This is a genomic window from Acinetobacter rudis, assembly GCF_031157835.1.
Classification (GTDB): domain Bacteria; phylum Pseudomonadota; class Gammaproteobacteria; order Pseudomonadales; family Moraxellaceae; genus Acinetobacter; species Acinetobacter rudis_A.
Genome location: NZ_JAVIDR010000001.1, coordinates 404,091 through 416,711, shown reverse-complemented (window position 1 = coordinate 416,711; position 12,621 = coordinate 404,091). Strand labels below are relative to the sequence as shown.

The 12,621-nt window shown below is 39.0% G+C and carries 10 protein-coding genes; 5 read left to right on the top strand and 5 right to left on the bottom strand.

Annotated elements, in window-relative coordinates; genetic code table 11:
- Window positions 1-147: 147 nt before the first annotated feature.
- Complete coding sequence (locus RFH42_RS01910) at window positions 148-798, bottom strand: glutathione S-transferase family protein (protein WP_308973821.1); 651 nt, start codon at window positions 796-798, stop codon at window positions 148-150.
- 85 nt (window positions 799-883) lie between these two features.
- Window positions 884-1,591 carry a helix-turn-helix transcriptional regulator gene (locus RFH42_RS01905; RefSeq protein ID WP_308973820.1) on the bottom strand — a complete coding sequence of 236 codons (708 nt, stop codon included), beginning with the start codon at window positions 1,589-1,591 and terminating at the stop codon, window positions 884-886.
- A gap of 118 nt (window positions 1,592-1,709) precedes the next feature.
- Between RFH42_RS01905 and RFH42_RS01900 the strand changes: the two genes are divergently transcribed.
- The gene (locus RFH42_RS01900; RefSeq protein ID WP_308973819.1) at window positions 1,710-2,120 is read left to right on the top strand and encodes a hypothetical protein; all 411 of its coding nucleotides are present in this window, start codon (window positions 1,710-1,712) and stop codon (window positions 2,118-2,120) included.
- A gap of 63 nt (window positions 2,121-2,183) precedes the next feature.
- Here RFH42_RS01900 and dut read toward each other — a convergent pair whose 3' ends face one another.
- The 3 genes from dut to trxB form a co-directional block, all read right to left on the bottom strand.
- A complete protein-coding gene (dut, locus tag RFH42_RS01895; protein WP_308973818.1) occupies window positions 2,184-2,636 on the bottom strand; it encodes a dUTP diphosphatase in 453 nt (150 codons plus the stop codon).
- Window positions 2,637-2,686: 50 nt separating this feature from the next.
- Window positions 2,687-4,726, bottom strand: a complete 2,040-nt coding sequence (locus RFH42_RS01890) for a UvrD-helicase domain-containing protein (protein ID WP_308973817.1) — start codon at window positions 4,724-4,726, stop codon at window positions 2,687-2,689.
- 127 nt (window positions 4,727-4,853) lie between these two features.
- Entirely contained in the window at window positions 4,854-5,804 is a 951-nt protein-coding gene (gene trxB, locus RFH42_RS01885; protein WP_308973816.1) for a thioredoxin-disulfide reductase, read from the bottom strand.
- 288 nt (window positions 5,805-6,092) lie between these two features.
- Between trxB and RFH42_RS01880 the strand changes: the two genes are divergently transcribed.
- The 4 genes from RFH42_RS01880 (at window position 6,093) to RFH42_RS01865 (ending at window position 12,613) form a co-directional block, all read left to right on the top strand.
- Window positions 6,093-9,182, top strand: coding sequence for a DNA translocase FtsK (locus tag RFH42_RS01880; RefSeq protein ID WP_308973815.1), 3,090 nt, complete (start codon window positions 6,093-6,095; stop codon window positions 9,180-9,182).
- A 389-nt stretch (window positions 9,183-9,571) separates the two neighbouring features.
- On the top strand, window positions 9,572-9,916 hold the full coding sequence (locus tag RFH42_RS01875; protein WP_308973814.1) for a hypothetical protein: 345 nt from the start codon (window positions 9,572-9,574) through the stop codon (window positions 9,914-9,916).
- 74 nt (window positions 9,917-9,990) lie between these two features.
- Window positions 9,991-12,186, top strand: a complete 2,196-nt coding sequence (locus tag RFH42_RS01870) for a TonB-dependent siderophore receptor (protein ID WP_308973813.1) — start codon at window positions 9,991-9,993, stop codon at window positions 12,184-12,186.
- A 100-nt stretch (window positions 12,187-12,286) separates the two neighbouring features.
- A complete protein-coding gene (locus RFH42_RS01865; RefSeq protein WP_308973812.1) occupies window positions 12,287-12,613 on the top strand; it encodes a hypothetical protein in 327 nt (108 codons plus the stop codon).
- Window positions 12,614-12,621: the final 8 nt, after the last annotated feature.

Sequence of the window (12,621 nt, the reverse complement as noted above, 5' to 3'; positions counted from 1 at the left end):
AGTAGTCCGAAAGGTAGATCAGGGCTTGGAATAAGAGCATGGCAGTGCATCTTGCGCAGCAGTGCTGCTCAGGTACATTCCATGATCGGGATATAAATTCCGCACTGAACATACTTGCGCTTGGACATAAGCGTCTAGCAGTAGGAATCACCCCCCATTTAAGGGGGTGAGGATGTCAATATTGAGTTGCTCAAGATACTGTTGATTGAGCTGTAGAGTGCGTTGAAAAGCAGGGCGTGCGATTGCTTGATCGACATAGGTTTGTAAAGTGTCATTGAGTGGTATGGTCTTTTGAAATGCCCATGCGAGTAATGCAACCATTAATACGTCCGCCGCACTGAATTGTTCACCCAGCAAGTAACGATTTTGAGATAAATGCTGAGTGACCTGATCAACAATCACATCAAGTTTAGGATAGCCCAAGGAAAAACGCATCTCATCTGTAATTTCAATTTGATGCATGTAATCCGTAAGGGCAGGTTCAAATTGATTACTCGTGATAAACAACCATTTGTAGTATTCACCACGTAGTGGGCTGTCTATTGCAGGTGCAAGTTGTTTTTCTGGATAAAGATCAGCCAAATAGCTAATGATCGCTGCAGTTTCAGTAATAACAACACCATCATGAGTCAGTGTTGGTACTTTCCCTGCTGGATTGAGTTTGAGATATTCTGCTTGTTTCATATCAGTATGAAACTGTAGTGGCACAACTTGATATTCTGCTTGGCATTCTTCTAACATCCAAGAGACTGTCACGCCGCGAGAGTGTGGGTGAGTATAAAGTGTTATGTTAGACATGTTTAAGTCCTTTAAAGATAAGGTGTTTTTCTGAATACCTTTACTTTATCGTGATGTGGTGTCAGAACATGTCAGTAGGCAATACCTAATCAAAATAAAAATCCTGACTAGCAATGCCTGTTTCTTTGAACCATTGTTGTAATAAAAAAGTTCGATCAGGCTGATAGTGCTGTGATGTTTGCTCAAGTTGCCGTATACGGTCTATACGAAAATTACGAAAGTCTTGACGCTTTTCACACCAACAGAGTAATAAACGCACTTCATTAAAATAAGCTAAAGCAAGAGGGTAAATACAGCGTTCAGAATTTTCTTTTTTTGCATCACTATAGTGAATCTTAAGTACAGATTGCTCCTGAATAGACTGTCGAATTAATTGCGTAAAATGATTTTCTTCTTGTTGAGGGAGATATTCACTGCCAACCAACATTGGAGCATTTTGTAGGACTTCCTGCATCACTGTAGGTAATACGTGTTGGATTTTATGAAATAAGCTTTTGGCGGATTTAACAAGATGTTCATCACTATGACGACAGACCCAGCGCAGCCCCAATACCAATGCCTCAATTTCATCACGGTCCAGTTGGAGAGGAGGTAAGGCAAGGTCTTCTTTAAGGATATAGCCTAATCCAGCCTCACCTTGAATATTTGCGCCTTGTTCACGTAACAGTTCAATATCTCTGTATAGTGTACGAACACTAATGTTGAATTCTGCTGCGAGTTTTTGTGCGCTAACAGGATAACGGTAAGCACGTAATAATTGCAGTATGCTAAGTAATCTATTTGATCGATTCACAAGTTATATTGGGTGGGTAACAATAAAGTAAGTTTAAAAATTATAGGGTCTACTTGATTGGTGTGTCTAGAACAGCATGTAGTTAGACCTAACTTACTGTCTTAGATAAGGAGGTATTGTGCAATATTCTAAGAAGGCGATATTACAAGCGTTATTGTTAGCACCTTTACCATTGTTGTCTTTGAGTGCATTCTGGCTGGTTATTGCAAATCGAGAATTTAGTTTATATTCAATTTCTGTATTTATTGTTGGTCATGCTGCTGTTTACTTAGCTTACTGTATATTGACCCTACCATTCGCATTTGTGATTTCTTTATTGCTGGCTCGACTGCATTGGTTAAATATTTTCAGTATGACTATTTTTACCCTACTGATTGCGGGTGTGTTTTTTCTTGGATTGGGCTGGGCGCACACAGGAACAATGCCATCACCGTGGTGGGAAATTTATCTTGAGCCCTTTGGTATGGGGTTGGCATTGGTTATTGCCTTTAGTTATTGGATATTTTTAATCAAATTCAAACAAGGTTAAATAGACAGTAAAAAAGCACGCAAAATGCGTGCTTCAATCGTCTAGGTAATAGCTAGATAACTATTACTTTTGACCAGTATGACCAAAGCCACCTGCACCACGATCACTTGCAATAAAGTCATCAACGATATCAAATTCTGCTTGTACAACAGGAACGAGAACATATTGAGCAAGACGTTCGCCTGGTTCTAAGCTAAAGGTTGTTTGTCCGCGGTTCCATACTGAAACCATAAGTTCGCCTTGGTAGTCTGAATCAATCAAACCGACAAGGTTGCCAAGTACAATACCATGCTTATGACCTAAACCTGAACGTGGTAAAACTAAACCAGCGTAGTGAATATCTTCAATATAAATGGCCATACCTGTTTTGATTAATACAGTTTGACCTGGTTCAATTGTCATTGTTTCATCAATACATGCACGTAGATCAAGACCTGCTGAACCTGTTGTTGCATAACTTGGCATTGGCCAAGTTGAACCTAAGCGTGAATCAAGAACTTTCACTTGGACTTTCATAAATAAGGCCTATGGTAAAAATAAAAAGTTAGGAGATAGCCTGATCAAACTTAACGTTTGAGCAGGGCTTTTAAGTTTTGTAAATATTGCTGTGCTTGTTGTTTGGGATCAACATTTTCAGCAAGTTTCTTTTTACGGCCGAGCCAATCAAGATCATCTTGTGGCAACTCATCAAGGAAGCGACTTGGCGTCATTTGCTTCATTTGCCCACCATTTTTACGTTGCTCAGCTAAGGTCAGCGTGAGTGCTTGTTGCGCACGGGTAATTCCCACATACATTAAACGGCGTTCTTCCTCAATGGTCTCTGCTGCAATCGAGTTTTTATGAGGAAGTAATTCCTCTTCTAATCCCATAATATAAACAAAAGGAAACTCAAGACCCTTCGAAGCATGTAGGGTTAATAAATTAACTTTGTCAGTATCTTCATCTTCTTGCTGTTGCTCTAACATATCAAGCAAGACCATTTTACGAATGACACTTTCAATATTACGTTCATCTACATCTTCTGCACGGTTAATCAAACTTTGAATACTGCTATAGAGTACTTCGACATTATCTAGTTTGGTTTTTTCTTGCGCAGGAGTTGCCGCTGTTTCTCTTAAATAGTCGATATAACCAGCTTCATTCATCATTTGGCGAATGATTGGTACAGGCTCATCATCTTCTAGCAATTCACGCGTGAATTTACTTATAAAGTCTGAAAATTCAGCTAATTGACTGGTGGCTTTTTGTGGTAATACCATGCGAAGACGTTGATCACCAGCGGCACTGAGTAAAGAAAGATGATTTTCTTGTGCAAATAAACCAAGTTTTTCTAAAGTCACTGGGCCAATAGCACGTTTAGGTGTGTTAATAATACGTAAAAATGCACTGTCATCTTCTGGATTGATGATTATGCGTAGATAACTCATGATGTCTTTGATTTCTGCACGGGCAAAGAAAGACTGACCACCAGAGAGTTTATACGGAATTTGCATTTGACGAAGCTGAGTTTCAAGCACGCGAGCTTGGAAATTACCACGATAAAGTACGCAATAGTCTTTCCAGTTTTTGCCGTTCATCAGTTTATGAGTGAGGAGGTCTTTAACCACACGTTCAGCCTCATCATCGTCATTACGGCAAGTAATAACCCGAATGATTTCACCATGTCCTTTATCACTCCATAATTTTTTGTCAAAAATATGGGGATTGTTTTCAATCACATGGTTTGCAGCTTTTAAAATACGGCTGGTAGAGCGGTAATTTTGCTCCAGCTTTACAACCTTCAAGTTTGGAAAGTCATCTTTGAGTAAAGCCATGTTTTCAGGTTTAGCACCACGCCATGCATAAATGGATTGGTCATCGTCACCCACCGCAGTAAACTGTCCCATTACTCCAACGAGTAGCTTGACTAAAATATACTGTGCAGTATTGGTATCTTGATATTCATCTACCAGTAAATAGCGGGTTTTGTTTTGCCAACGATCACGAACTTCTGCATTTTCTTGTAGTAAGCGTGTGGGTAAAACAATAAGGTCATCAAAATCTACTGCATTGTAAGCACGCAGATTGCGCTCATACAGCTGATAAAGATGAGCGAACTGAACATCTTCTTCTGTTTCGCAGGTGCTATGTGCTTGCTCAGGTAAAATGAGGTCGTTTTTCCAATCGGAAATTTTTTTCATTGCTTTGGCAATGAGATCTTTACTTTCTGCTCCGGATAAATTGTCACGGTGCATCAGATCCATCAAAATTCGTTTACAGTCATCGGCATCTAAAATTGAAAAATTATTTTTAAGTGGTGTATTTTTCAACTCTAAACGTAACATGTTTAGCCCAAAAGTATGGAAAGTTGAAACGGATAAACCTTTGCCTTGTTCTTTAGATAACAACTTAGCAACACGTTCTTTCATTTCACGTGCAGCTTTATTGGTAAATGTCATTGCTGTAATACGATAGGCAGGAATGCCAATTTGTTGTACTAGGTAGGCAATTTTACGAGTAATTACAGATGTTTTACCCGAACCGGCCCCTGCAAGTACTAACAAGGGTCCTTGAGTGTATTTCATTGCTTCAAGTTGCTTGTCATTGAGTTGACTTGCTGATGACATAGTGCCTCCTGTTTATTTCGGGCTTGATTATAGTCATCTTAACGTGACTTGTAATCCCCATCCCGACCTTCCCCTAAATCTGGGGAAGGGGAAAAGCTTGTGCGCTGTTCCTATGAGCAGGGGATAATTATTTTAATGTTTCCAAATAACGATCTGCATCAAGAGCAGCCATACAGCCAGAACCCGCTGAAGTAATGGCTTGACGGTATACATCGTCTGCAACGTCTCCAGCAGCAAAGACACCAGCTACAGAGGTTGCGGTTGCATTTCCACGAGCTCCACTAACTTCAATATAACCATCACGAAGTTTAAGCTGTCCTTCAAACATGGCTGTATTTGGTTTATGGCCAATTGCAACAAAGAGACCTTGTACAGGAATGTCTTGAGTAGATTGATCTTGTGTAGATTTGATGCGTACCGCAGTCACACCTGATGCAGCCTCACCAAGCACTTCTTCAACTTGATGATTCCAAATGATGCTGATCTTACCTTCTTTCTCTTTTTCAAATAGCTGTGTTTGCAAGATCTTTTCAGAACGCAAGCTGTCACGGCGATGAACCAAAGTAACATGAGAAGCAATATTTGATAGATAAAGCGCTTCTTCAACTGCTGTGTTCCCACCGCCTACAACCATGACTTTTTGATTTTTGTAGAAGAAGCCATCACAAGTTGCACAGGCACTAACACCTTGGCCCATGTACGCTTGTTCAGATTCTAATCCTAGGTATTGTGCAGTTGCACCAGTAGCAATAATTAATGCATCACAACTGTATTCTTCCATATCACCTTTTAGTACGAATGGGCGTACATTCAGATCAACTTCATTGATATGGTCATAAATCATTTCTGTACCAAAGCGTTCTGCATGTGCTTGCATACGTTCCATTAACGCTGGGCCTGTAAGACCTTCTGCATCACCTGGCCAGTTTTCAACATCTGTTGTTGTGGTTAATTGACCACCTAATTGCATACCTGCAATAAGTGTCGGCGCTAAGTTGGCACGTGCTGCATAAACAGCCGCACTATAGCCAGCAGGGCCAGAACCTAAAATGATTAAGCGTGAATGACGTTGAGCCATGAAATGTATCCTTATTCAAATTTTTAGTGATCTCTAAAGTTGCTCAAGATTATACGTGAAACTTGCACTTTGTTGTGCGCTTGAAACTGGGTAATATAGATCATCATGATCGAAACTGGCTATAGTCAATGCCAAGTGGCTTGTGAGTTTGAAACAATTTAATATACAGTAAAAGAAACATGCACCTTTTTTGTAGAACAGGTGCATAATATAAAAAAATTTGCATTTGACCATAACGATTCGTTTTAACATCTCCGAATTGATGCATTAAAACCTACAGGACAGTATATGACCGCGGTGCCGAGTGTTTATCCACAACGCTTTTTAGTTACAATTTTCTTGATTTCATTTGGAATATATTTATTCCTTGCCACTGTGACTTATACACCATTCGATCCCGGCTGGATGCATATATCAAGTGATACTCAACAAGTCTCAAATGCCAGTGGTGTGGTCGGTGCTTGGCTATCCGATTTACTGTTCGGCTTTTTGGGGTGGGCAAGTTTATTCATTCCAATTTTTATCTTTCTTGAAGCAGTTCAAGTTTGGTGGCCGCACAGTTTCTTAAGTCGTCCTTTTCGTTATGCTGCCCAATTTTTTATTATCCTTACCAGTGCTTCATTGTTGAATCTACTTTGGCTTGTGCCAGCAGATACTTTAGATAATGCTTCAGGTGGCATTATTGGCTTTGAAATTGGTCAGGGATTAGAGGGTTTGTTGACGGTTTATGGCGCGGTCATTTTCTTAGTTGTCCTTTGGTTGGTTTTGTTCACACTTGCGTTTGGTATTCATTGGAATAGAACATGGGCAACGCTCAAAGCCATGCCTGCATATTTACAAGAATTGTTTTATAAAAATGTACCTGAATCAGAAGCTGCTTATGATAGAACCGAAGCAAATAGTCAGCTGAAAGACAAACATACTAAAGAAAACGCAGAATCAGCAAAAGTGGCTGCAGTAGCAGCGGGTGAAACTGCAGCTGAGACACTTGATTCAGCAACAACGCAAGCGCTTAAACCACAACAAGATCGTGCTGCTCAACAATTATTTGATGACATGATGCATTATGAGCAGCAATCGTCACAGGCTACAGCAATTACAGATATAGATGATGAGCAACTAGAGCAAACTATTGCCAAAGCGCATGCTCTAGAAAAAGATACTCAACGTGTTGTGCCAACTGGAGAGGTGTGGAAAGCTTTACATCAACCCAATAATCATAAAACTGAAATTGATGCATTGTTACGTGCTGCACAGGATGAAGGCACAGATGTGACAGATAAAGTTGTGGGTGCTGTTGCTGTAACAGCGTCTGCTGCAGCGGTTGCAGGTCATGCTGCTACAACAGGCACCAGTGCTCTAGATTGGGATAACGACCAAATTTTTGATGAACTTTTGGCTGCCGTACCTAATGCAAAAATGCAACATAGCGATACTGCTGTTATGGAGCAAGCGACAGAAATAACGGCTGTTGAAGCTGGTACTATTGCTGATTCAGAGATTAATTCAACAGCATCTTTAGCTTCTGAGCTGGATGAATTGGCCATGTTGGCAGACCATCAAGGTGATTATTCATCACAGTTGAAAACTGAGCATGTGCAGGCAGAGCCAGCGTTAGAAGCACAATTACCACCTAAAATGAGCTCTTATGCACAATCGACACCTTTTGTTCGTGCTGAAGTACAGACACATCTACAGAGCTCTATTTCAGATGAAGAAAAACAACGTGTAGCGGCAGATAAAGATGCTTTTCGTAATGCTTGGCAAGAAAGTGCAGGTATGCCGGATGAAGAGCAAGATGTATCAATTGAAATAGATGAGTTTGATGCACCACTCACTGATTCGATGGGACGCCCAATGTCACGTGCTATGCAGGTCGCACAGAAGCGTTTAGATCTTCCGCCGTTACCTGGACTAGATTTGTTGGATGATGTAGACCCAAATAAAAAGGTCAATTTTACTGCAGAGCAGTTAGCTCGGTTATCAGAGTTATTGGAAATTAAACTTCAAGAGTTCAATGTAAAAGCGAAAGTAATTGAGGCACAGCCTGGTCCTGTTGTTACACGTTTTGAACTTGATTTGGCACCAGGGGTAAAAGCATCTAAAGTCACAAATATTTCTCGTGATTTAGCACGTTCAATGTCTATGGCCTCAGTACGTGTAGTGGAGGTTATTCCAGGTAAACCTTATATTGGCATTGAAGTACCTAATAGTAGTCGTGAAATGGTGCGTTTAACTGAGTTGTTGCAGTTACCTGCATATCGTGATCCTCAGGCATTAATTTCAATGGCAATGGGTAAGGATATCTCGGGAAATCCTGTTTTGACCGATCTTGCAAAAGCACCACATATGTTAGTTGCAGGTACAACAGGATCAGGGAAATCTGTTGCAGTGAATGCGATGATTTTGTCCATGTTATTGAAGTACACGCCAGATCAACTTCGTTTAATTTTAATTGACCCTAAACAATTAGAATTGGCGAACTACAATGATATACCGCATTTATTAACACCCGTTGTGACAGACATGAAAGATGCAGTTAATGCATTAAACTGGTGTGTTAATGAAATGGAACGTCGTTATAAGTTGATGTCTTATTTGAAGATCCGAAAAATTAGTGATTATAACCGCAAAGTAGAAGAGGCCTTGGCCAATGGTGAAGATCTGATTGATCCGACATGGAAACCAGGTGACTCTGCGACACAAGAACGTGCTCCACGTTTAACCTCGTTGCCAATGATTGTCATTGTTGCAGATGAATTTGCAGATATGATTATGCAGGTTGGAAAAAAAGCTGAAGAAATGATTACTCGTTTAGCACAGAAATCTCGTGCTGCAGGTATTCATTTACTGCTTGCAACGCAACGTCCGTCGGTTGATGTAATCACAGGTTTAATTAAAGCCAATATACCAACACGCGTAGCACTTCGGGTCAACAGTAAAATCGACTCAAGAACCATCTTAGATGCTGGTGGTGCAGAAGATCTTTTGGGACATGGTGATATGTTATTCCTTGGACCAGGTAAAATTGAGCCAGAGCGTGTACATGGTGCATTTATTGCCGATGATGAGGTAAACCGAATTTGTGATGCATGGCGTGAACGGGGTTCACCAAATTATGTGGATGAAATTTTAACGCCATATGATGAGGAACCAACCAGTCGTGGCTTTGAAGAGGGTGAAGGTGCGAGTGATCGAGATGCGTTATACGATCAGTGTGTAGCTTTTGTCTTAGAAACTCGACGGGCTTCAACATCATCATTGCAGCGAAAATTCAGTTTAGGCTATAACCGTGCTGCAAGGATTATCGATCAGATGGAAGAAAATGGCATTGTAAGTAGTATGGGAGCCAATGGTAAACGAGATATTCTGGTTTAGTTTATTAAAATAGCTGTTATAAAAAACCATGTATAAGCACATGGTTTTTTTTATTTGAATACTTGTCTTACTTTAGCATCGAGATCTTTAACTCTAAATCAGTTGAATAATAAAGTATTTTGTTTGAATTTTAATCAATTAAACACATTACATTCTGTTATTAATCTGAAGGAATTTAAAGAGTTTACTTTATTTTTACTTAATATTGGCGCTGATTGCTTCGATAAATTTGCTACATTGTTAAATTTTTGTAATAAATAATGGTTTATATGTTACTATATTTACATAATAAGTAATTTGAAGAGTTTCTCTTGAGTGTCAATGTTTCGCATGCCTTATGTGTAATGCTTTTAAAAATAACAATATTTTTACAATTAATATCAAGCAACATGTTCTTTTCTTCTCTTTTGCCGAACCATACAACATTACAAATGGTATTAAAACAAAATGAACAAGTAACAGAATTGGTGAATCGGCAGGGGCATTCCTTCCAACAATATAAATTGGGGGTGTTATCTAAGCAGTGCTTCAATATGACTAATCCACTTTATTACAGTGTGACTGGTTATTTGGGGTTCAATTTTTTCCATCATGTATCGACTATTTTAAAACAATTACATGTACAAATGCTTGGATTAAAAGTGATATTTCAACAAATCTATTTTGCTTTAAAACGTTATGCTTTGGTTTTATCAAGCCGACAGCCATTACCACGTTTTAATAGTTTGTATTAAATAGAAAAAATAAAAAACAAAATAATGGGGGTATTTGAAATGCCTCTGTACGAACGCATATTGTGGAAAATAAAATGAGTGATTTTTCTAATCATACGGTTTTTAAACTGAGCCAACTCGCCATATCTATAGGCTTGATGTCAACTTCTTGTTTGAGTACATATGCGCTGGCTTATGCAGCAGAAAGCATTCAATTGCCTGTGATTCAATTGCATGCTCAGCGTGATGATACGAGTTATACCCAACACAATTCCAATACAGCCACTAAACTTAAATTGGCTTTAAAAGATACCCCTCAAACTGTCAGTGTGGTAAATGCGGTACAAATAGATAACCAACAATTGAGTAGTGTCGGTGAGGTATTAAACCAAGTTTCTGGGTTGTCGATACGGCGCTTAGGTGCACCAGGGGCCATGGGTGTTGGTGGAGAATATAGCAGTATTTATGCGCGCGGTTCTCAGATCAACAACTATTCTATGGATGGTGTGATGAGTTCTGCTGCGATTGAAGGACACAGTGGCTTAAATTTGTCTAAACTTGATCCGAGTATTTATGAAAGCTTAACGGTAGTAAAAGGGGCGACTGGTTTGAGCACGGGAGCTGGCTATCCTAGTGCAACAGTTGATTTTAAACGTAAATTAGCTACAGCTTCTGAAACAATTGCACGATTTAGTTTAAGCAGTCGTAATTTTGAGCATAAGTATGCAGGACTTAAATACGGTTTAGATGCCCAGACACCTTTAAATGATGCTGGGAGTTTACGTGGGCGTACCGTATTGTCTTATTTGGATCATCATTCGTTTATGTCTCGTGGTGAACAAAACAATGCTGTGTTTTACGCTACGCTAGGTTTTGATCCCAATTCGCAGACTACAGTTGACACTGGACTAATGTATCAGCGTAGTGCTGTACATGGTTTAAGCGTACATGGTACAGCGTTATTTGCGAATAATATTCAGTATGATCATGCTTGGTTTTATAATTCGGCACCGAATTGGACCTATACCGATACAGATACCTATAATGCGTTCATAAATACAAAGCATAAAATTAATGATCAATGGAATGTATTTTTTAACTATAACTACTTACAACAAAAAACAGATGGTATTTGGGGTGTTGTAGGTTTTCCTGATAAAAACGTTGATTTTAAAGCGGGTAAAGGGCGTGTCTCAGCTGGTTCAAAGCAGTTTGATATGGCCATACATGGCATTGATAGTTATCTTGCTGGCATTATAGATTTACATCGTGCAGCTAATTTAGATTTAGTATTGGGGGCAAGTTATCAACATACTCAATCTAAAGATCATTATAGCTACACTGTTGGTAAAGACTGGGTTGAATTGGCACATTGGAATGGTGAAATTGCTCGTCCAGCAGATTTATTCACAGCCAATAAAACCTTTAACTTAACAAACACCAATCAATATAGTGCTTATGTTGCAACACGTTTAAATGTATTAGAAAAAACACACTTCGTTTTGGGCGCTCGCAGTTCAAATTATGAAATTGCCTCTATAAAAAACAATAAGATTAACCGTCAATATACCGGACACGGTATTGTGACACCTTATGCTGGCTTACTCTATGATCTTCGATCTGATCTAAGTGCTTACGTGAGTTATAGCAATGTTTTTCTGCCACAAAATAAGAAAGATATACTTGAAAAGTTTTTAGATCCTTTGCAAGGGCATCATTATGAGTTAGGGCTCAAAGGCAGTTTTTATGATGATACTTTGCAAATGAGCATGGCCTACTTTAAGTCAATGATTGACAATAAAGCAGAATATACCGGTATTTCTACTGCAAACGAACGCTATTATCGTGCGGTACGAGGTGCAAAAACAAAAGGTTATGAAGTAGAGTTGGTGGGGCAGTTAACTCCTGATTGGCAGCTAAGTACAGCTTATACTTATGCAACAACAAAAGAAAATTCTAAAAAAATTCAACTTGATCAGCCGAAGCAGATATTAAAACTACATACTTTATATCAACTCCCTGCACACTTTGCACCGTGGAAAGTGGGAGCAAATTTAAGATGGCAAAGCGACATCATAAATGCCACTGCAAAATCTATGGCTGCGGTGAATGCTTCTAAGCAAAAATCATATTTAGTGACGGATCTAATGTTGAAATACAATAATCAACACAATCATTCAATTTCTTTTAATATCAATAATATAGCTAATGTTAAATATCGTCTTAATGTTGATAATGCAACTTTTGCAGAACCTCGAAATTATGTCTTGTCTTACAGTTATCAGTTTTAAGTGAACTGATACAGTTTTTAATTTGACCATAAATAAATCAATTGTCATGACTATATAGATGTAGTCATGCAATTGAGTATGAATAAAAATGAGATAAAAAATGTCTGTTTCACAAATTTTTAAATCTGAAAGAACACAAACTTCAGCACGCTTCTTGTTACTAAAATATCGTTTAACGGTACTGTATCGCTTTATTATTGCACTACTTGGAGGATATGTATTAGCTACAGTCAGTGCCCTCTATGTGTTAGAGCTATGTCAACCAGTCTTGGCAAGTACCGTATTGGCAGCCACGATGTTAGCGTTTGTTGTACACGTGATCACTTTTATGGTGGTATTTATTAGCCGATCTAGTAGTTATGCGGCACTTTTGGTGGTAGTACCGAGTGCAGTTTTTTATGCTTGCTTACTCATCATACAAGGCTAAGAATAATC